The sequence below is a fragment of the Oricola indica genome, assembly GCF_965227485.1.
Lineage (GTDB): Bacteria > Pseudomonadota > Alphaproteobacteria > Rhizobiales > Rhizobiaceae > Oricola > Oricola indica.
Genome location: NZ_OZ245747.1, coordinates 1,230,055 through 1,251,279, shown reverse-complemented (window position 1 = coordinate 1,251,279; position 21,225 = coordinate 1,230,055). Strand labels below are relative to the sequence as shown.

Genomic DNA, 21,225 nt, shown 5'->3' with positions numbered 1-21,225 from the left:
ATCCTTACTTGAAGCAGGGGCGAATGGTGGCAGCGCGCTTGCGCTCGCAAAGCCGTCTGCCGACATGGCCCCACCAGTTCATTCCGGACGCGAAGTCTTCCGGCGACAAGCCCTGAGTGATGTAGTCTCGATGACGCATCAGCATCATGAACTGGCTCAACGGGTTGTCCGAAATCACCGCGTGTGCACCGAAGACTCCTTCCGGGGCGTATGTCACACGCGGCCTGCCAGACCGGTCGTAGCAGACCAGCACCCCGACCGCGTCGGCAAACGGCCACACGCGCTCTTCGCTCCGCACGATCCGAAGGACCTCGATCGAACCGATGCAATAGGCCCGCTCCGGCGTGTCTGCAGGCGCAAGCGCCGGCATCGCCGCGATGGCGAGGCGTATGATGAGCCCCATCAGCATGGCGTCCCCACATGGTCAACAACCCGCCCGTCATCAATGCGCCACAGCCGCGGCCGCGGCTTCGTCGATCAGGCGACCGGTTTTGAACCGCTCCATCGTGTAGCCCGCATTTATCGGGTGCGGGTTATCGTTGGCGATGGTGTGGGCGAAAACATGTCCGGAGCCCGGTGTCGCCTTGAAGCCGCCCGTTCCCCAGCCGCAATTGACGTAGAGGCCGGAAACCGGCGTCTTGGCGATGATGGGCGAGCGGTCGGGCGTCACATCCACGATACCGCCCCAGGAACGCAGCATGCGCATACGCGTGAACATCGGGAACATTTCACAGATCGCATCCAGCGTATGCTGGATGATGTGCAGGCCCCCGGTCTGCGAATAGGAGGTGTACTGGTCGGTGCCGGCACCAATCACCAGTTCGCCCTTGTCGGACTGGGAGATGTATGCATGCACCGTGTTCGACATCACGACGCACGGAAAGCAAGGCTTGACCGGCTCTGAGACCAGCGCCTGCAGCGGGAAGCTCTCCAGCGGCATGCGCACATCCGCCATCTGCATGATCACCGAAGTGTTGCCGGCGGCGACCACCCCGACCTTCTTCGCCCCGATGAACCCGCGCGAGGTCTCGACCCCGGTCACCGCGCCGTCCGCGCCACGCCGGACACCGGTGACCTCGCAATTCTGGATGATATGCACGCCACGATCGGAAGCCGCCCGGGCATAGCCCCAGGCGACCGCGTCGTGACGCGCCGTTCCGCCACGGCGCTGCAGGGCCGCGCCCATGACCGGGTAACGCGCCGTCGACGAAATGTTGAGCGGCGGGCAATATTCCTTCGCCGCTTCCGGCGTCAGCCATTCATTGTCGACACCGTTGAGCCGGTTGGCATGGATATGCCGCTTGAACACCTGCACATCGTGCACGTTGTGCGCCAGCATCATCACGCCGCGCGGCGAGTACATGACGTTGTAGTTGAGATCCTGCGAGAGGTTCTCCCACAGCTTCACCGCATGATCGTAAAGCCCGGCGGATTCGTCATAGAGGTAGTTCGACCGGATGATCGTGGTGTTTCGCCCGGTGTTTCCACCGCCGAGCCAGCCCTTCTCCAGTACGGCGACATTGGTGATGCCATGTTCTTTCGCGAGGTAATAGGCGGTCGCCAGACCGTGCCCGCCGGCACCGATGATGATCACGTCATATTCGGGCTTGGGTTCCGGCGAGGCCCACTGCCGGTCCCATCCCTTGTGAGCGCGCATGGCTTCGCGCACCAAGGCAAATCCGGAATATTTCCGCATCGCAAATCACCCCGTCAGGTCGTCCAGAAAGGCGTTTCGGCCCCGGGCCCCGCGCCGCTGGATGTAGCAATATCGTCCGATACGACGACACTCTGCCCTTTTTGCGACTCGCCATGGCGCACGAAAAGGACCCGTTGAAAAATGGAAGGCACGGGAATGGGGCGTATCCCGTGCCTTCCGGGCAACCCTTTCCTGAGAAACGGCCACCGAGCGAAATCGCATACGGCGCGTCATGGAGACGCTACCCTTACGTAGGGTCATACCCGATTCTGATAGAGCGGGAAAAGAAAGGGACTTTCCCCCGGTTTCACAAATCCGTGAACTGGCGGAGACCTGTTCCGCTTCGTAAAACTTCGCGCCACAGCGGCAATACTCTGGACATCATCGGGCGCTTCTGCTAATGGCGGCCCGGAATCTGCGGCGGGTGCGTCGCGGACGGGATTGTTGTATCCCGACATAGCTATCAACCCCTTTGGAAAGTTGGGATCCACGTGCAAGTTCTCGTACGCGACAACAATGTTGACCAGGCGCTCCGCGCGCTGAAGAAGAAAATGCAGCGCGAAGGCATTTTTCGCGAGATGAAGATGCGCGGGCACTATGAAAAGCCCTCGGAGAAGCGCGCCCGCGAAAAGGCCGAAGCCGTGCGCCGGACGCGCAAGCTGGCCCGCAAGCGCGCTCAGCGCGAAGGTTTGATTGGCGCACGCGGTCGATAACGCGTTACGTCGCGATTTCGTCTCTTTTTAATTTGAAAAGGTGGCGTTGCTTAAAACGAGCGCGCCGCCTTTTTTCATCGGCGGCGACGGATGGTGAGGGATACAGGCATATGGCAAAGACCGGAGGCGAGGAGCGGATCGCATATCTCGCAAACGGAACCGGTCGGCCGGAAGGCCGGCGACCCGCGTTTGCCATTGCCCTTTTCACACTGACGCTCGCGCTGACAGGCTGCGAGACCAGCGGCGTCGATACCCAGTTCGCCTCGAACATCGAAGCCGAACAGGGCAGCCAGGAAAATATCTCGTCGCTGACCAATGTGATTCGCGCCAATCCCAATGACCCGAGCGGCTACAATGTACGCGGTTCGGCATTCGGACGCGCCGGGCGCTATCAGGAAGCGCTGCGCGACTTCGACCGCGCGATAGAACTCAATCCGCGCTTCTTCGAAGCCTATGCGAACCGCGCCCTCATCCATCGCTTCACCGGCGATCTCGGCCGCGCGGCCGAAGACTACAATGCCGCCATCCGGATCAATCCGCGCTACGATACGGCCTATATCGGACGCGGCGAACTCTATCGCCGCGCCGGCCGCGTCTCGGAGGCCTTCAACGATTTTCAGAAGGCGATCCAGCTCGACACCACGGACCCGCGCGCCTACCACCGCCGCGGCCTGATCTACCAGACCCGTGGCCAGCACGATTTTGCGATCGACGACTTCTCGACGGCCATATCGCTGCAACCGAGTTCACCGGAACCCTATAATGGGCGCGGCCTGTCCTATGTGGCGCTGGGCCAACTCGACAACGCCTTCGACGATTTCAACTACGCGCTTCGCCTGGACGACCGCCTTGCCGAGAGCTGGGCCAACCAGGCGCTGGTCTACGAGAAGCAGGGCGACATGGCCAAGGCGCAGAAATCCTACAAGCGCGCACTGCAACTCGACGGCCAGTACGAGCCGGCGCGCAACGGTCTCGCCCGCGTCGGAGGCTAACCGGCCGGTCGGCCCCATCGCCCTCAAGCGATCACGTCTCTCCGATTACATGACTGCGTTCGTCGGCACGAACGTCCGTCCGCATACGACTTCGCCCCCGGCAAAGCCGGAGGCGAGAAGATGACGATCCTGTTCCTGCGTCGAGGGCGACGGTCGGTCAGGAAAGAAAATAGCCGATGATCATCAGAACGATGAAAACGACGGTTCCGCCGAAGAGGCCGCCACCGGCGAAAAACCCGAAGGCCATGGCGATCAGCAGGGCGACGCAGAAGATCACGATCCATTTGCTCATGTTGATGAACATGGCAAAGGTGCGCTCGTGTTCTGCGTAGTCCATTTCGGCCCCGGTTTCGGCAGGACCAGAGGGATGGTTGTCGGCCATGGCTTTCGCTCCGCTCGGCAAATTCACAATGGATTGCGATTACCGAAAACCTATCGCGACTTCAATGCCCTGTTGGACCTATTGCGGCATCACGCCGCTTTCGCGACATATTTCGCTGTCGGCAGGATTGTCAGCGGCGGAACCGCATTGACCTTCTTGTCGAACATCATGCGGCGTTCCGCGGCAGTCGAATTGAACATCGGGTAGCGCCGGCAGATGTCCTTTTCGTACTGCCGAGCCCCTGCGAACAGAACGAGCGGGACCGCGAATTCATCGAACTTCGCCGGACCCGCAAGCTGCGTCGACCGGAACACGCGGCGATAGAAGGGCGCATGGGCTTCCTTGACGAGCGCCAGGCAGGCATTCGCGTTGAAGTGCACCGTCGCCATGAATGGGATCCGCAGCGTCAGGATCGGCAGACCCGGGATTTCGTGGGAAACTTCCTCGTCGATCGCAAAACGCGTCGGATCGATGAAGCTCATTCCCTGCTCGATCAGCGGCTTCATCGTGTTCGGAAACATCCGAACGGAAAAGGAGTCCGGGTTTTCGCGCGACACCACATGCATGCGCACCGTCGAAACGAGTGTGCCATCGTAATACATGCCGAAAACATAGGCGTTCTTCGCGCGATCCATCTCGTCGACCGCCGAATTTCCCAGTTTCTTGCTGTATACGACCCGCGCATCGAACGCATTGGCCCGAAGGTCGCCGATCTCCTCGAAGTCCTCCGGCGTAACGATCCGCCGATACTCGATATGCTCCATGACGTCGAAGATACGGTCGTTCAGACTGTCTTCGCCATGACGCTTTCCGATATGTCCTACCGATACATTCATGTCCTGTCCCCAACTGCACGGACAGGGTAAGCCGATCCTTAAAGTTGTAAATAGCAACATCTCGTTAAGTGTCTGTTAACCATGTTTAATTCGAAATATGGTTAAAATTGAAATAAACTTTCGAGACCGGATACCAGTCTTTCGGGGGCAATTTCTGGGGGTTTGTCCGCGACTTACGCGGTCCGCGGTCAGGAGGCTGCGGCGGGTTTCTTGGGCATAAGGCGCACCGGCGACACGGGCAATAGCGTGCGGCGCGCCAGTTCAAGAATGGATTGCGACGGCAATGCCGGCCCCAGGGCGAAGCCCTGGATGCGGCTCACACCCTCGGTCGCGAGAACGAGGTTGAGCTGATCGTCGGACGACACGCCCTCGATCGTGACCTGAAGGTCGAGCGTGCGGCAAAGGTTCGCGACACCGCGAAGCAGTGCGATGGGTGTCTGTCCGCTTTCGATCCCCTCGACGAAGGAGCGGTCGATCTTGACCTTGTCGAGCGGCAGCTTGTGCAGGTAGCTCAGCGATGAATAGCCGGTTCCGAAGTCGTCGAGCGACACCTTGATGCCCCGCTCGCGAATTTGCCGAAGCACAGTCAGCATTTCCGTTTCGTTGGCGATCACCGCGGATTCCGTCACTTCGATCTCGAGCCGTCGCGGGGAGATGCCCGACTGGCGGATCGCATGGTCGATCTCGTCGAGCAGGCGGGACCGGCGGAAATCGATCGCCGAAAGGTTGACCGAGATGTTCACTTCCTCGGGCCAGGTCGCGCAGTCCAGCGTCGCCCGGTTCAGGACCGAACGGCTCACCTTGCCGATCATGCCCATTTCCTCGGCCAGCGGGATATATTCGGCCGGCGAAACATCGCCAAGTTCGGGATGATTCCAGCGCGACAGCGCCTCGCACGCCACGATCTTTCCGGTCTTGGCATCGACGATCGGCTGATAGCGCACGGCAAGACTGTCACTGTCGAGCGCCTTCGCCAGTTCGTTCTTCACCATCTGGCGACGCTTGTACTCCGCGTCCATCGACTCCTCGAACACCGACCAGACGCCCTTGCCCTGCGCCTTGGAACGGTAGAGCGCGAGGTCGGCCTTCACCATCATTCGGGTCAGGTCGAACGATGTACGATCGGATGCGGCGAGACCGACACTCACGGTCACATGCACCTGTTCGCCGCTCAGCGTATAGACGCCGGTCAGGGTAGAGCGCAGGAGTTCGGCGATCTGTCCCGGAGGCTCGTCGCGCGGACGATCGGGAATGAATATCATGAACTCGTCACCGCCCTGGCGCGAGATCAGAATGTCGCGGAGGTGGAAATCCTTCAGCCTGTTGGCCACCGCGCGCAGCAGCGCGTCGCCCTGCGAGTGGCCGAGCGTGTCGTTGACGTGCTTGAAATCGTCCACATCGAGCATGACGAGCATGCAGTCGCCGTTCGTCGCCTTCTGCTTCAGCCGCTCGGCGATGAGGGTCGCGAAGTAACTACGGTTCGGCAGTCCGGTCAGGGCGTCATAGCGCGCCATGTTGACCATCTGCTTTTCGGCGTTGATGCGTTCGGTGATATCCTCGAACGTCAAAACCGCCCCGGAAAAAGCGCGCGGATTGGACTTGAACTCGACGTGGCGCCCGTCATTGAGCACGAAGCGCTTGTTGGCTCCGCCTTCCAGGATCATCGGCATCAACTGACGCCGCAATCTCTCGACCTGACGGGAGGACAAGACCTTGCGCGCACGGCCGTAGCGCAGAATGGCATCGAAATACCGGCCTTCGAGATCGATATGCTCCGGGATTTCGAACAGCGTCCGCGCCGTCTTGTTGGCGACCAGAACGCGAAGATCCCCGTCGAACATGATCAATCCGTGCGACATGTTATTGAGCGCGATGTCGAAACGCTCGGCGATTTCCTGGTTTTTCCAGCGGCCCTGGATCGCGTCGAGAACCGCCGCGCGTACGTCATGCACCAGCGTGCGAACAAGCAGGAGATAGGGAATCAGCAGGAACGCGATGAGGATATGCGCCGCATCGCCGCGCAGAACCGTGCCGAACGCCGTCGGCGCCATCAACGTGACCACGATAACGGCGGCAAGACGGTCGGATCCGTAGATTCGCCCGACGACCGTCGGGAACGTTCCGAAGACCATGATCATCGACGAGATGATCGAATATTCGCTTGAGGCGACCTGCAGCGCCGCGAAGGCATAGAGCCCGATCTGGGTCGTCGCCGCGCCCGTGAGCCACATGTACCGGTTTTCCCAGACGGTGGCCCAGCGCACCTGCGCGTCGATATCCATGGGTGGCCGGTTCGCACGGTCGCGATGATAGGCTTCAGCCTGGCGCAACCGCAGGAAGGCGGTGGCCAGCATGGCGATGATCAGAACGATATAGACCGGGTGGCCGGTATCGAGCCATGCCGAACCGACAATGACGACCTGCAACCCGGCACCCACCACGATCGAGCGGGAATCCGCGAAGAAGGTGTCCACGAAAGACGTGTACACCTCGGCCGTAACTTCTTTTGACGTGGTCTGCTTCAATTCCGCCTCGACACGTCCCCTTTGATCTTGCGCGGACCGTAGCAGTACTCGCTTAAGGAAGCGTTTAGGCGTCTCGAAATGAGACCGGTCCCGAAAAGCCGGCCTTGATTGCCTCACCCGGCGGCGGCAGGGTTCAGATCTTGGCCTTGAGAGGCTGGTTGAATTCGGCGCGACGCGCCATCGCCTCGTCGATGCTGCGCATGCGGACATAACCGTATCCCGCGATGTCCGCCGGCCATGTCGCGAAGGCAGCGACCTCGGACAGATTGTCACGATCAGCCATCGCGGCGATACGGTCGAGGTCGCGTTCATAGATATCGAGCGTCTCGAAATCACGCCGCCTCTCCGGATGATGCGCGAAGATATTGAACGGCGAAAAGCGTAACGATTTCAAACGACTCAGGATGGAGAACATGGTCATCATCCGTGGTCCGAACACTCTCTTCTTCGGCACGCCGCGCGCATCGCGCTCACCGAGAATCGGCGGAGCGAGATGGAACTCAAGCTTGCGCCAGTTCTGGAATTCAACCTCCAGCTGACGCCGGAACTCAGGCCCGGAATACAGTCTCGCGACCTCGAATTCATCCTTGATCGCCATCAGCTTGAACAGTTGCCGCGCGGCGGTTTCCGTTAGGGCACCGGGTTTCCCCGCAATGGCTTTCTCGCGGTCGGAAACGGCCGAGATGCGCGCGCGATACCGGTCGGAATACGCCTTGTTATGGTAAACGGCGAGAAAACCGGCACGCGTCGATATGATCTCATCGAGCGTATCCGCGCGTTTGCGCCCCGCTCCGCGTCCGCGTTCCGCGACAATCCGCGTGACCGCATCAGGGTCGTGCGCCGCGCGACGACCCCAGCGAAAAGCGGCAATATTCATCTCGGCGGCCTGTCCATTCAGCCTGACCGCCTGTTCGATCGCGTCGCACGACACCGGCAGCGCGCCCTTTTGTGCCGCGTAACCCAGCATGAACATGTTGGCGGCGATCGAATTGGCGAACAGCGCCTCCGCCGCCTTCCCGGCATCGACGAAATCGACGCACTCCTGCCCCGCCGCCTCGGTGATCGCGGTGACCAGTCGGCCGGTCGGCAGTTCATATTCCCTGTGCCGCGCGAAATCGCCCGGCATGACCTCCGCCTTGTTGACGACGACACGGGTCTCGCCCTTGCGGATGGCACCAAGCACCTTGCGGTTGCCTGTAACGACGATATCGCAGCCGAGGACAAGATCGGCCTTGCCGGGCGACACGCGGATCGTCGAAACGGCTTCCGGAGTCGGCGCGATGCGCATGTGCGAAAAGACCGCGCCGCCCTTTTGCGCAAGGCCCGCCATGTCGATGATGCCGACGCCCTTGTCTTCGAGATGCGCCGCCATGCCGAGGATCGCGCCGATCGTCACCACGCCCGTTCCGCCGATCCCGTTGATGATCGCCGACCATTCCGGATGCGCATCGTTGAAGACAAATGCCGGTGCAGCCGGCACGCCTTCCAGGGGATCGGCACTCTGCTTTACCGGTTCCGGCTTGCGCAGCTCGCCGCCATGCACGGTGACAAAAGACGGGCAAAAGCCGTTCAGGCAGGAGAAATCCTTGTTGCAGCCGGACTGGTCGATGCGGCGCTTGCGGCCGAACTCCGTCTCCACCGGCTGGATCGCCACGCAATTGGACTGCACCCCGCAATCGCCGCATCCCTCGCAGACGAGTTCGTTGATCAGCACGCGTTTGTCCGGATCGGGAAACGTGCCGCGCTTGCGCCGACGGCGTTTCTCCGCGGCGCAGGTCTGGTCGTAGATCAGCACCGAGACGCCCGGCACGGTCTGCAACTCGCGCTGCACGGTATCGAGTTCCGAACGGTGATGGATCGACGTTCCGCCGGGAAACTCAGCATGCCCGGCATATTTCTCCGGCTCGTCGCTCACGACGGCGATGCGCTTGACGCCCTCTGCGCGAACCTGCCGCGCGATTTCGTCGACGGTGAGGTCACCTTCCACATGCTGGCCGCCAGTCATCGCCACGGCGTCGTTGAAAAGGATCTTGTAGGTGATGTTCGCCTTCGAGGAGAGCGCGAAACGGATCGCCAGCGACCCGGAGTGATTATAGGTGCCGTCGCCGATATTCTGGAAAATGTGGTCGCGTTTGGAAAACTGCGCCTCACCGACCCAGTTGGCGCCCTCGCCGCCCATCTGGGTAAAGCCTTCCGTGTCGCGCTCCATCCAGAGCGCCATGAAGTGGCAGCCGATCCCGGCCGAGGCGCGCGCGCCCTCCGGCACACGCGTCGACGTGTTGTGGGGACATCCCGGGCAGAATGTCGGCATGCGCGCCGCGACATCCCGCGTATCGGCGAAAGCGCTTTGCAGCGACCGGATATGACGGACGCGCGCGGCGACCTCCTCGTTCGGACCGCAGACCGACAGCACCCGCTCGCCGACCGCGACCGCGATATCGTTGGGATCGAGCGCGCCCATCACGGGGAAGAGCTCCGCATTGTCCTCGTCGCGCTTGCCGACGACCAATGGCCGCTTGGCGAGCGCATAGAGCTCCTCCTTGATCTGCACTTCGATCAGGCCGCGCTTTTCTTCCACCACGAGGATCGTTTGCAGGCCATTGGCGAACCGCTTCAAATCGTCCGGATCGAGTGGCCACGGCATGCCGACCTTGTACAGCCTTATCCCGAGATTGGCGGCGGCCACTTCATCGATACCGAGATCGGCAAGCGCCTCGCGCAGGTCGAGATAGTTCTTGCCGGCGGCAACCAGCCCGAGCTTCGGATTGCGCCCGCCCTGCCAGACGACATGGTCGATCTTGTTGGCGCGATTGTAGGCGACTGCCGCCTCGCGCTTGTAGCGATGAAGGCGCTCTTCCTGGCCGATGAAATCGAGTTCGAGCGGGCGGATGTTGAGCCCGCCCGGCGGCATTTCGAAATTCGGGATCTGCGGCTGGATGCGGTCCAGCCCGGCTTCGACCGACGCCGTCGACTCGATGTTGTCCTTGACGCATTTCATCGCCGCCCACGTCCCCGCGAAACGGCTCAGCGCATAGGCATGAAGACCGTAATCGATGATCTCCTGCACTCCGGCGGGATTGAAGATCGGGATCAGCGTGTCGACGAAGGCGAATTCGGACTGGTGTGCGTTGGTCGAGGATTCGGCCGTGTGGTCGTCACCCATCAGAGCCAGCACGCCGCCATGCGGCGATGACCCGGCAAGGTTGGCGTGACGAAAAACGTCGCCCGTCCGATCGACGCCCGGCCCCTTCCCGTACCAGAGCGCGAAGACCCCGTCATGGCGCCCCTTGCCGCCGAGTTCGGCCTGTTGGGTGCCCCAGCACGCCGTTGCCGCCAGTTCCTCGTTCAGGCCCGGCTGGAATTCGATGCCGGCGTCTTTCAGCATGCCGCCCGCGGCCCATAATTGCTGGTCGAGCGCTCCGATCGGCGATCCGCGATAACCGGAAACGAAACCGGCCGTATCGAGACCGGCGCGACGATCGCGTTCGCGCTGCATCAGCAGCATGCGTACGATCGCCTGAGTGCCTGTCACGAATATCCGGTCGCAAGACAGGTCATACTTGTCGCCGAGCGTGACCGGTTTGAGATCCATGCCTATCTCCGCTGCGGAAGGGGGTCCGTCATGGCGACAGTGTTGGGTGTTGCAGGACGCTCGTCAAATCATTTCGGTTGTGCGATGCGGAAGCGAAAGATCGTTTGATTTCAGACGGTTCGCGCGAAACAATCGGTCCCCGGAACACTGGGGCACGCAACAAGGCGAATAACGGCCTGGGCGTCCTGGCTCCAGACGACGATCCCAACGACCCCGTATCCGATCCGTGAATACGGGCTTCGGCTGTGAAACGACATGGTTTCCGGCCACCAGCCGGAAGCCGCACGTCATACCAATTGCTGGTAAGGAAAACTGACCACCGAATTGAGGATTGCAGCCGCGAATGCTAGCAATCGCCGTTCCGCTTCGACCTCCCGGCGATTGTATGTGCCGGGAAAGTCGTGCACAACAACTGCGAAAATTGGCGGTGCAACATGCCCGCCGGGCCGCTTCCGGGGAGAAAGATGGCTCCACTGTTGAAACTGTCGCGCGCCATCGACGCGGTGACCGGCTTTATCGGCCGGTCGGTATCATGGCTGATCCTCGTTGCCGTGCTCGTGAGCGCGGGCAATGCCACGATCCGCAAGGTGTTCGACACGTCGTCGAACGCCTGGCTCGAACTGCAATGGTATCTGTACGGCACGGTGTTCATGCTCGCCGCCGCCTACACGTTGCAGCGCAACGAGCATGTGCGCATCGACATCGTGATGTCGAACTTCTCCAAGAAGGTTCGCGACTGGATCGACCTGCTCGGCCACATCTTCTTCCTCTTGCCCTTCTGCCTGATCATGATCTGGCTGGGCTGGCCGTTCATGCTGAAATCCATGGCCTCGGGCGAAGTCTCGGTGAATGCCGGCGGCCTCGTGCTCTGGCCCGCCAAATCCATGGTCTTCTTCGGTTTCGCACTGCTGACCGCACAGGCTTTCTCGGAAATCATCAAGCGCATCGCCGTGATCCAGGGGCTGATCGACGAGCCTAACGAGAAACATGACCTGCCGCCGACGGTCGAGGAGCTCGAATCCGCCGCCGATCTGGATGAAAGGAGGAAGGTATGATCGAGATCATCGCTCACAATCTCGCGCCGATCATGTTCACCTCCGTGATGGCGCTTCTTCTGCTCGGCTACCCCGTCGCCTTCACGCTCGCCGCCGGCGGCCTGATATTCTTCTTTCTCGGTGTCGAACTCTCGGTCTTCGCGCCGGACCAGATTCGCCTGTTCCCGAACCTGCTGCAGGCCAACGCGAACCGCATATTCGACGTCATGCGCAACGACACGTTGCTGGCGATCCCCTTCTTTACCTTCATGGGGCTCATTCTCGAGCGATCGCGCATGGCCGAGGATCTGCTCGACACGATCGGGCAGTTGTTCGGTCCGGTGCGCGGCGGCCTCGCCTATGCGGTGATTATCGTCGGCGCCCTGCTCGGCGCGACCACCGGTGTCGTCGCGGCCTCCGTCATCGCCATGGGCCTGATCTCTCTGCCGATCATGATGCGTTACGGTTACGACCGGTCGCTTGCCACCGGCACCATCGCCGCATCGGGCACACTGGCGCAAATCGTGCCGCCATCGCTGGTGCTGATCGTCATGTCCGACCAGCTCGGCCGGTCTGTCGGCGACATGTATGTCGGCGCGCTGCTGCCCGCGATCATGATCATCGCCATGTATTGCGCCTACATCTTTTTCGTCACGCTGGTCCGGCCGAAAACCGCGCCAGCGCTTCCGGTGGAATTCAGGACACTCGGCGGCGGCGTCACATCGCTGCTGGTCATGATCGCGGTGACGGTCGGCATCCACTATCTGCTCTATAACTTTGTCTTCGACGGACTGCGGTACGAAACCCGCTTCGTCTGGTCGGCGACGATCGCGACGGCGGCGGCTTTGGGTTTCAGCCTGATCAACCGCTACATGAAGCTCGGCATCATATCCCGCCTCGCCGAGCAGGTGATCATCGTGCTGATTCCACCGCTGGCGCTGATCTTCCTGGTGCTTGGCACGATCTTCCTAGGAATCGCGACACCGACCGAAGGCGGCGCGATGGGCGCGACCGGCGCGCTCGTTCTCTCCGTCATCAAGCGCCGTCTCAGCTTCAAGACGCTGAAGGAAGCGCTCGATTCGACCACCAAGCTGACATCTTTCGTGATGTTCATCCTGATTGGCGCCCGCGTCTTCGGCCTGACCTTCTACGGCATCAACGGCCATCTCTGGATCGAGGAACTGCTGCTCGCGCTGCCGGGCGGTGAACACGGGTTCCTGGTTTTCGTGACGATCATCGTCTTCATTCTCGGCTGTTTCCTCGATTTCTTCGAGATCGCCTTCATCGTCGTGCCGCTTCTGGTCGGTCCGGCCGAGGCGCTCGGCATCGACCTGATCTGGCTCGGCATCATTCTCGGCATCAACCTTCAGACGTCGTTCCTGACGCCACCCTTCGGCTTCGCGCTGTTCTATCTGCGCTCCATCGCCCCGACACGGCCGTGGAAGGACGAGGTGACGGGCCATAAGGTCGAGGGCGTGAAGACGACGCAGATCTACAAGGGCGTGCTGCCCTATATCGTGATCCAGTTCATCGCCATCCTGATCGTGATCTTCTATCCGCGCCTCGTTACCCACTACAAGGATGACGTCGCGCCGGTGAATCTCGACGACGTCCAGATCCAGTTGCCCGGCATGGGAGCGCCACAGGCGCCGAGCGGACTGCCCAGCCTGCCCGGATTGCCGGGCCAGAATGGCAACGGACAGCCTTCCGGCGGCCTCCCGGGACTGCCCGGCGGGCTCAATCTCGACGGCGCCCCACCCTCGGGCCTCGGCGATCAGTCCGGCGGGAACGCGCCGTCGATGGGACTGTCCGGGCCTCCGCCCGGACTTGGCGGCCAATCCGGCAATCCGGCGCCGTCAACGGGCCTCCCGGGCCTGCCGGGCGGACTTAACCTCGACGGATCGCCGCCTGCGATCGACACTGCCCCCGCAGGGACGGACGGATCCTCGACACAGTAGGCGTCTACCGTTTTCGGCGCCTCCGCGCAGCGCGCGGAGGCGCTCAATGCCATCATCGCGCAGTTGTATTTGCCAACCGCCGACACCAAGTGGAGCGAGGCCCGATACACAGGCGATCGGAGCGCGACGCTGGCATGAGGAGCACCCGATGTTCGACGCAAAGAAACTTCTGACCGATCTCTTGGAAAGCCGGGTTCCCGGCACCGATTCCTCCGTTCGCGAAAAGGCCGGACAGGCAGGCCAGCTCGCAAAGGACAATCCGCTTGCGACCGGTGCGATCGCCGCCGTCCTGCTCGGAACCTCCACCGGCCGCTCGATCACCGGGTCGGCGCTCAAGCTCGGCGGTCTGGCCGCGGTCGCGGGGCTCGCCTACAAGGCCTACCAGAACTACCAGGACGGCAAGAGCCCCGATCAGGGCCGGCAAGACGTCGCTGAAGGAGAAGTTCTCCTGCCCCCGCCCTCCGAGACGGCCTTCGATCCCGCCATCGCGCCGCAGGGCGAGGACGAATTCGCGCTCGCGCTCATTCGTGCCATGATCGCCGCCGCGCGCGCGGACGGCCATATCGACGATGACGAACGCGAACAGATCGCCGGTCGCCTCGCCATGTCGGGCCTCGATCACGACGCCGCCGAATTCATCAATCGCGAACTCTCCAGCCCGCTCGACCTCGATACCATTCTCGCCGCCGCGAAAACCGACGCCCAGAAGGTGGAACTCTACACCGCGTCGCGCCTGACGATCCGCCCGGACAGCCGCGCAGAGCGCGGCTATCTCGACCTGCTTGCCGGACGCCTCGGTCTTCCCGACGCATTGATCGACCATGTCGAGGCGACCATCGAGGGCGCGACCGCCTGACCCGTTTCCGCTTCTGTTACGGCGGCCCGCGATGCTAGTCTGGCGCCGCGCCGCCGAACGGCGCGGACGGAGGCAATCCAGACATGCCAAACACGCCAGGCCGACCGCTGCATCTGCGCATCGCGCTTGACGCCGAAATCGCCATCGGCCCCGGAAAGGCTGACCTGCTCGAGGGCATTCGCGAAACCGGCTCCATCGCCGCCGCCGGCCGTGCCATGCAGATGAGCTACAAGCGTGCCTGGTCGCTGGTCGAAGCGATGAACAGCGCTTTCCGCGAACCGGTCGTCGAAACCGCGCGCGGCGGAAGCGCGCGTGGCGGCGCGACACTGACCGCGACCGGCGATGCCGTGCTTGCAGCCTATCGCCGAATGACCAAAGCCGCGGAAGAGGCCGTCGCGCCGGAAGTCGAGACACTCAAATCCATGCTGTCGACGGTGCCAAGGTCCGATGAACAACGCGATTGACAGCATAGCGAATCCCGATATGTTTCTGAAAACATTTCGGAGAAATTCATCTTGAACGCCTTGTTCCGATTGCGCCTCGGCGCAGCTTGCCTGCTCACCCTGATGACACTGGCCGCCGCGCCGGCGAACGCTGCCGATATCGATTGCGGCGATGCTCCGTTCATCGTCTTCGCAGCCGCGTCGATGACCGACGCGGTCAACGAGTTCACGGAAGCCTTCCAGGCCGACACGGGATGCGCGATCACCGTCTCGGTCGCCGGTTCCTCGACGCTGGCCCGCCAAATCGCCGAAGGCGCACCGGCCGGCCTGTACATCTCCGCGAACCGCGACTGGGTAACGTGGCTTGCGGAAAACGCGCCCGAGAGGATCGCGGGCGAACCCGCAATCATCGCCCGCAACGGCCTCGTCGCCGTTTCGAATTCCACGGAAAGCGCCGACATCGCGGATTTGCTCTCGTCCCGCTTCGCCATGGCCGACCCCGGCCATGTGCCCGCCGGCATCTACGGAAAGGCGGCTCTCGAGTCGCTCGGGATCTGGGCCGACGTCTCGTCGAACGCGGCTTACACGGAGAATGTCCGCGTCGCGCTCGCCATGGCCGCGCGCGGTGATGTCGGCGCTGCAATCGTCTACTCGACCGATGCCCGAATGGAACCGGACCTCAAGATCGCCTATCACTTCGATCCCGCGAGCCACCCCGAGATCGCCTATGAAGCGGTGCTCTTGTCTGGCGGTGGCAATCTCGGCAAAGCCTTCCTCGATCGTCTGAACGGCAAACCCGGGCAGGAGGTGCTTGCGAAATACGGCTTCCTCGCCGGCGGTGACGGCGGACAGGGATGACATGCTGACGGGGGGCGAGCTTCAGATCATCCTGCTTTCGCTGAAGGTCGCCGCCACCGCCATGGCCGCGGCGCTGCCGCTGGCATTCTTCGTCGCCTGGGCGCTTGCCCGTTGGCGGTTTCGCGGCCGAAGCCTGCTGCAGGCGATTACCACTCTGCCGCTCGTGCTCCCGCCGGTCGTCACCGGCTACGTTCTTCTTGTATCCTTCGGCGCCAACGGACCGCTCGGCTGGCTTTCGCGCGAGGTCCTGGGTCTGGAATTCGCGTTTCGCTGGACCGGCGCTGCCCTGGCTGCAGCGGTCATGGCTTTTCCCCTTCTTGTCCGCCCGATCCGCCTGTCCCTCGAAGCGATCGATCCGGGACTGGAGGAGGCCGCCACAACGCTGGGAGCCGGACGTCTGCGCGTTCTCGCCACGGTCGTTCTCCCCCTCTCCCTGCCCGGTATCCTTGCCGGTTTCATTCTCGGTTTCGCCAAGGCGCTCGGTGAGTTCGGTGCGACCATTACCTTCGTTTCCAACATACCGGGCCAGACCCAGACCCTGTCGCTCGCGATCTATTCCTTCCTTCAAAGCCCGACAGGCGACATGGCGGCCCTGCGCCTGATCGGTATTTCGGTGCTGCTCGCCATCGGGGCCATCGTCGCATCGGAATGGGTATCGTCGCGTCTTGCCACCGGAGGCGCGTCGAGCCGTGACTGACCTGCGCATCGACATCGAGGTGAAGGCGGGCGACTTCGCGCTCGAGGCGGATTTCCGGGCCGGCCAGGGAATCACCGCGATATTCGGCCAGTCCGGCGCCGGCAAATCGACATTGCTGCGCACGGTCGCCGGCCTCATGCGGCCCGAGCGGGCGCATGTCGAATTTGGCGGCCGGGTAGTGGAGCACACGGAAAAAGGTATCCGCGTCGCCGCCCGCAAGCGCCGCGTCGGGTTCGTGTTCCAGGACGATCGTCTTTTCCCGCACATGACCGTTCGCCGCAACATCGCCTACGGCGCACGCGGCAATGCCCGGCCGGGGCAGGAGCAGTTCGACGGGATCATCGCGCTGCTTGGCATAGAAGAACTTCTGGACCGCCGTCCGGCGACCCTGTCGGGTGGCGAACGCAAGCGGGTCGCGATCGCCCGCGCGCTGATGTCCGATCCGCAGATCCTGTTGATGGACGAACCGCTTGCCTCGCTGGACTTCGCCCGGCGCGAGCGCATCATGCCCTATCTGGAGCGTATCCGCTCGCGCACCCGAATTCCCATTCTCTATGTCAGCCACGAGATCGACGAGATCGCCCGCCTCGCCGATACGCTGGTGATCATGTCGCAAGGCCAGGTGGTGGTGTCCGGGGACACGGCGGCATTGTTCGCGCGATCCGATCTCGGCGCCTATCTCGGCAGCCATCAGGCCAGCGTCCTGTTGCGCGGCATCTTCCGCCGCGACGAGGCCGAGTACGGGCTGATGCAGGTGGACCTCGAAGGCTATACCGTGTTCCTGCTCGGCCCGCCCGACCAGGAGGACTTGCCCCAACCGGGAACGGCATTGCGCCTGCGGGTCCACGCGCGAGACGTGGCGATTTCCCTGACGCCGCGTTCCGATATCTCGGTACGCAACCAATTGCCCATGGTCATCGAGGAAGTCGTTTCCGGCGACGACGCCTTTGCCGAGATACGCGGCATGGTCGGATTGCAGGTGCTGAAATCCCGCATCACCCGCAAGACGGTCGACGACCTGCGCCTGCGCCCCGGCATGTCGGTCTATGCGATGATCAAGTCGATCTCGTTCGATCGGCGACTTGTGCAGGAACACGACTGACCGGTACATAATGTACCATGGCGACAACGAGCGGCGCACAACTCAGGAAACGCTACCGTCTGATCACCCGCATGGTGATCGGCATCACGGTGCTGTGTCTTGCGCTCGCGGTCTGGCTGGCCCGCGACTGGGCGGGAACCCGCGCCCGGACGGCGCTAAGCGCCACCGCGGAGGAAAGTCTCGCGCTCCAGATCGAGGCTCTGGGCGGAGTGATGGAAAAATACCGCCTGATCCCGCCATTGCTGAGCCGGCGCGATGATGTGCGCGACTATCTGACAGACGGCACCACGGCCGATCCGGACAGGCTGGATGTCCTGCTGAAGAGCACCTCGGCGGCCTCCGGAGCGCGGGATATCGCCATCGCCGACAACCGGGGCAATGTTCTCGCATCGGCAAGCGGCCTCGTGGAAACGGACACGGTGGTAAGATCGGGCCTCGCCGAAACGGTCGCCCAACGGCGTCTCGGTCGCGCGGCGCTGAGGCTCGCCGACGGCTCTCGCGCCTACGCCTTCGCGTCCCACATCGCCGGGCTGGAGAATCCGGGCGAGAACATAGGCATGGTCCTGGTCCTGGTGCCTTTTGGGGCCATCGAGGCCAACTGGTCGCTGTCGAGCCATCCGATCTTCGTCACCGATGGACGCGAATTCGTCTTCCTGTCGAACCGCCCCCAATGGGCGGCGCGTCTCTGGACGGCATCGATTGCAATGCCGGACGTTGAACCGCTGTCGTACACGTCCGGCGATTTCATCCGCATCCCGGAAAGCGGAAACCGCCTGTTCGTGGAAGCGGCGCGGACCATCCCGATCCTCGGCTGGACCATGCATGCGCTGGTCGATGCCAGCCCTGTCGTGATGGCGCGGCGCAACGCGGCCTGGATCGCTGCCCTCGCGGTGATCCTCGCCGGCATGTTGGCACTCTTCTTCGCGATCCGGCAGGAAGCCGCCAGTGCGCGCGCGCGTCGAGAAAAGGCGCAGAGCATGCGGCTGGAAAGGCTCGTGCGCGATCGCACGGCAGAATTGTCCGAAGTCAACCTGGCGCTGCGGCAGGAAAACGATGCCCGCCGGCAAACGGAGAAACAGCTACGTGAAACGCAGGACGAACTCGTCCATGCGGCGAAGCTGGCCGTGATCGGCCAGATGTCGGCAACACTCAGCCACGAATACAACCAGCCGCTGGCCGCGATCAAAACCTATGCGGCAAACGCGGAGAAGATGATCAAGCGCGGCAAATACGCCGCCGTGCCGGACGTGCTTGCGCGCATCGGCCAGATGGTCGATCGCATGAATGCGCTGTCGAAGACATTGCTGACATTCTCCCGCAAGCCCGGAACGACACTCGATACGGTCCCGGTGGAAACGGTCATCGCGGAAGCGCTCATCCTTGTAGGCCAGAAGGCGAAGAAGGCCGGAGTCTCGGTTGTCACCGATATCGAACCCGGCGTAACCGCCCATACCGGCCGGGTCCGTCTTTCCCAGATCGTGGTCAACCTCGTCGGAAACGCCGTCGATGCCATGGCCGGCGACGATGCCGCGGCGCCTGCCGGGTCCCGCATCGAAATCAGTGCACGCAGTGACGGGGATCGGGTCCGGATCAAGATTGCCGACAACGGACCGGGTATCGATCCGGCAGTGCGCGAAAAGGTGTTCGAACCCTTCTTTACGACCAAGCCCGTCGGATCCGGTCTCGGTCTCGGCCTCTCGATCGTCGACAGCGTGGTGCGGGACCTCAGAGGCACGGTGCGCATCGAACAGCGCGATGAAGGCCATGGCGCTTGCTTTGTCATCGACATTCCCGCAACCGAGCGGCAGGCGGAAGCGGCCGAATGAGGATCAGGCGCGTATGAACGGGAAAAGCCAGAAACCGGACATATTGCTTGTCGACGACGATGACGACCTGCGCCACGCACTTCGCCAGGGGCTCGAACTCGACGATCTGGCTGTCACCGATTTCAAACGCCCCGCCGATGCGCTTGATGCAATCGGCCGCGACTTCGCCGGCGCGGTCATCAGCGACATTCGCATGCCCGGCATGGACGGGATGCAGTTCATGGCAGAGGTGCTCGAGATCGATCCGGCGATCCCCGTGATCCTCGTGACAGGCCATGGCGACATCCAGATCGCCGTGGATGCCATGCGCGAAGGCGCCTATGATTTCATTCCAAAACCGTTCCGGGTGCAGGATCTCGGCGCAGTCAGCCGCCGGGCGCTGGAAAAGCGCCGCCTCGTTCTGGAAAACCGCATGCTGCGCTCCGAGCTCGATTCCGGATCGGGCATCGCCGAACGCATCGTCGGACGCTCGCCGGCGATCGCGACGCTTCGCAGCGAAATCGACCTGATCGCGGGCACCGATGCCGACGTGGTCGTTCTCGGTGAAACGGGCGCAGGCAAGGAAGTCGTCGCCCGCGCCCTGCACGACTTCTCCGCGCGCGCCTCCGGACCCTTCGTCGCCCTCAATTGCGCCGCCCTGCCACCCGACATCTTCGAAAGCGAATTGTTCGGCCATGAGGCCGGCGCCTTTACGGGGGCGGCGCGCCAGCGCATCGGCAAGCTTGAACATGCAAATAGCGGGACCGTATTTCTCGACGAGATCGAATCCATGCCGCTCGACCTGCAGGCGAAACTGCTGCGCGCCATCGAGGATCGATCCATCGAGCGTCTTGGCTCCAACAAGTCGATCGCACTCGATGTCCGCTTTGTCGCCGCAACGAAATCCGACCTCGGCCGCGAGGCCGACGCCAGACGTTTCAGGGCCGACCTCTTCTACCGCCTGAACGTGGTCTCGCTTTCGATTCCGCCGCTTCGCGACCGCCGCGAAGACATACCGCTCCTTTTCGAACATCTCGCCCGTCAGGCGCGCGCGCGTTATCGCCGCGAAATCCCCGACTTCAATCCCGTCCTCGAACGGGAACTTCTCGACCATTCGTGGCCGGGCAATGTGCGCGAATTGCGCAACATCGCCGACCGTTGGGTTCTGGGCCTCTGGAACGGCTTCAACGGCGGCGGCACATCCTCTGCCGAGGATTTCGAAGGTCCGCTTTCCGAACGCATGGCCGCATTCGAACGCGCGATGATCGAACGGGAAATCCGCAAGGCGGGCGGCAAGCTCAAGGATGTCTATGCGGCGCTCGGCATCTCGCGGAAAGGCCTGTACGACAAGATGCAGAAACACGGCATCGGAGGTGCGGACGCCGACGAAGACTGACCAGGATTGCTTCCATCGTCCATTGCGAGACCCGTCACGGCGACGCAATGCCGGTTGGCTGCGGTCCGGATGAACGACTGCCTTTCGATTATCTCTGTCGTTAATCGCGATTCCCGTTTCCGGGAGCGCAATGTGGAGCTCACCCGCAAACTCGATCCGCAAGGACGATTGAATCATATCGGGCGAGGGATTTTTCGCGTTTGCAGGAAAACGCCGCTGATAACCACCAGCCCACCGCGCGGCATGTATAGATTACGATACACAGCGCGGCCGCGATGGGTAGAATTCTACACATCGTAAACAGGTGAAAGCCCGAAACTCCCCGGAATTTGGCTTCTGT

General features: G+C 62.4%; 17 protein-coding genes. 11 read left to right on the top strand and 6 right to left on the bottom strand.

The genetic code is table 11. The annotated features are described in order from the left end of the window. Positions 1 to 4 precede the first annotated feature (4 nt). A complete protein-coding gene (locus ACQK2M_RS06405; protein WP_425417112.1) occupies positions 5 to 403 on the bottom strand; it encodes a hypothetical protein in 399 nt (132 codons plus the stop codon). A gap of 39 nt (positions 404 to 442) precedes the next feature. After that, positions 443 to 1,696, bottom strand: a complete 1,254-nt coding sequence (locus tag ACQK2M_RS06400) for a sarcosine oxidase subunit beta (RefSeq protein WP_223478273.1) — start codon at positions 1,694 to 1,696, stop codon at positions 443 to 445. A 491-nt stretch (positions 1,697 to 2,187) separates the two neighbouring features. Between ACQK2M_RS06400 and rpsU the strand changes: the two genes are divergently transcribed. Together rpsU and ACQK2M_RS06390 are read left to right on the top strand one after the other, a co-directional pair. Further along, positions 2,188 to 2,409: a 30S ribosomal protein S21 gene (gene rpsU, locus ACQK2M_RS06395; protein ID WP_223478272.1), complete on the top strand. Its 222-nt coding sequence runs from the start codon at positions 2,188 to 2,190 to the stop codon at positions 2,407 to 2,409. A 110-nt stretch (positions 2,410 to 2,519) separates the two neighbouring features. After that, entirely contained in the window at positions 2,520 to 3,401 is an 882-nt protein-coding gene (locus tag ACQK2M_RS06390; RefSeq protein ID WP_425417111.1) for a tetratricopeptide repeat protein, read from the top strand. 157 nt (positions 3,402 to 3,558) lie between these two features. Here the strand turns inward: ACQK2M_RS06390 and ACQK2M_RS06385 are convergent, their stop codons facing one another. The 4 genes from ACQK2M_RS06385 to ACQK2M_RS06370 form a co-directional block, all read right to left on the bottom strand. Then, a complete protein-coding gene (locus ACQK2M_RS06385; protein ID WP_223478270.1) occupies positions 3,559 to 3,783 on the bottom strand; it encodes an aa3-type cytochrome c oxidase subunit IV in 225 nt (74 codons plus the stop codon). A gap of 89 nt (positions 3,784 to 3,872) precedes the next feature. Further along, complete coding sequence (locus tag ACQK2M_RS06380) at positions 3,873 to 4,619, bottom strand: N-acyl amino acid synthase FeeM domain-containing protein (protein ID WP_223478269.1); 747 nt, start codon at positions 4,617 to 4,619, stop codon at positions 3,873 to 3,875. Between the two features lie 188 nt (positions 4,620 to 4,807). Next, positions 4,808 to 7,144, bottom strand: coding sequence for a putative bifunctional diguanylate cyclase/phosphodiesterase (locus ACQK2M_RS06375; RefSeq protein WP_425417110.1), 2,337 nt, complete (start codon positions 7,142 to 7,144; stop codon positions 4,808 to 4,810). Between the two features lie 133 nt (positions 7,145 to 7,277). Further along, positions 7,278 to 10,736 (bottom strand): indolepyruvate ferredoxin oxidoreductase family protein, encoded by a 3,459-nt coding sequence (locus ACQK2M_RS06370; RefSeq protein ID WP_425417109.1) that lies wholly within the window; start codon positions 10,734 to 10,736, stop codon positions 7,278 to 7,280. Positions 10,737 to 11,200: 464 nt separating this feature from the next. Here ACQK2M_RS06370 and ACQK2M_RS06365 point away from each other — a divergent pair, with 464 nt between their 5' ends. The 9 genes from ACQK2M_RS06365 to ACQK2M_RS06325 all read left to right on the top strand — a co-directional run bounded on the left by ACQK2M_RS06365 (position 11,201) and on the right by ACQK2M_RS06325 (position 20,885). Next, complete coding sequence (locus ACQK2M_RS06365; RefSeq protein ID WP_223478266.1) at positions 11,201 to 11,791, top strand: TRAP transporter small permease subunit; 591 nt, start codon at positions 11,201 to 11,203, stop codon at positions 11,789 to 11,791. Continuing rightward, entirely contained in the window at positions 11,788 to 13,728 is a 1,941-nt protein-coding gene (locus ACQK2M_RS06360; RefSeq protein WP_425417108.1) for a TRAP transporter large permease, read from the top strand. The genes ACQK2M_RS06365 and ACQK2M_RS06360 overlap by 4 nt, the downstream gene beginning before the upstream one ends. Before the next feature lie 148 nt (positions 13,729 to 13,876). Then, positions 13,877 to 14,584 (top strand): tellurite resistance TerB family protein, encoded by a 708-nt coding sequence (locus ACQK2M_RS06355; RefSeq protein ID WP_425417107.1) that lies wholly within the window; start codon positions 13,877 to 13,879, stop codon positions 14,582 to 14,584. Positions 14,585 to 14,667: 83 nt separating this feature from the next. Further along, positions 14,668 to 15,048: a winged helix-turn-helix domain-containing protein gene (locus ACQK2M_RS06350; protein WP_425417106.1), complete on the top strand. Its 381-nt coding sequence runs from the start codon at positions 14,668 to 14,670 to the stop codon at positions 15,046 to 15,048. Positions 15,049 to 15,099: 51 nt separating this feature from the next. Then, positions 15,100 to 15,885, top strand: coding sequence for a molybdate ABC transporter substrate-binding protein (modA, locus tag ACQK2M_RS06345; protein ID WP_425417105.1), 786 nt, complete (start codon positions 15,100 to 15,102; stop codon positions 15,883 to 15,885). Between the two features lies 1 nt (position 15,886). Further along, the gene (modB, locus tag ACQK2M_RS06340) at positions 15,887 to 16,582 is read left to right on the top strand and encodes a molybdate ABC transporter permease subunit (RefSeq protein ID WP_425417104.1); all 696 of its coding nucleotides are present in this window, start codon (positions 15,887 to 15,889) and stop codon (positions 16,580 to 16,582) included. Next, positions 16,575 to 17,684 carry a molybdenum ABC transporter ATP-binding protein gene (gene modC / locus ACQK2M_RS06335; protein ID WP_425417103.1) on the top strand — a complete coding sequence of 370 codons (1,110 nt, stop codon included), beginning with the start codon at positions 16,575 to 16,577 and terminating at the stop codon, positions 17,682 to 17,684. Before modB ends, modC begins: the two co-directional genes overlap by 8 nt. 17 nt (positions 17,685 to 17,701) lie before the next feature. Continuing rightward, the gene (locus tag ACQK2M_RS06330) at positions 17,702 to 19,510 is read left to right on the top strand and encodes a sensor histidine kinase (RefSeq protein WP_425417102.1); all 1,809 of its coding nucleotides are present in this window, start codon (positions 17,702 to 17,704) and stop codon (positions 19,508 to 19,510) included. A gap of 13 nt (positions 19,511 to 19,523) precedes the next feature. Beyond that, a complete protein-coding gene (locus tag ACQK2M_RS06325; RefSeq protein ID WP_425417101.1) occupies positions 19,524 to 20,885 on the top strand; it encodes a sigma-54-dependent transcriptional regulator in 1,362 nt (453 codons plus the stop codon). Positions 20,886 to 21,225 lie beyond the last annotated feature (340 nt).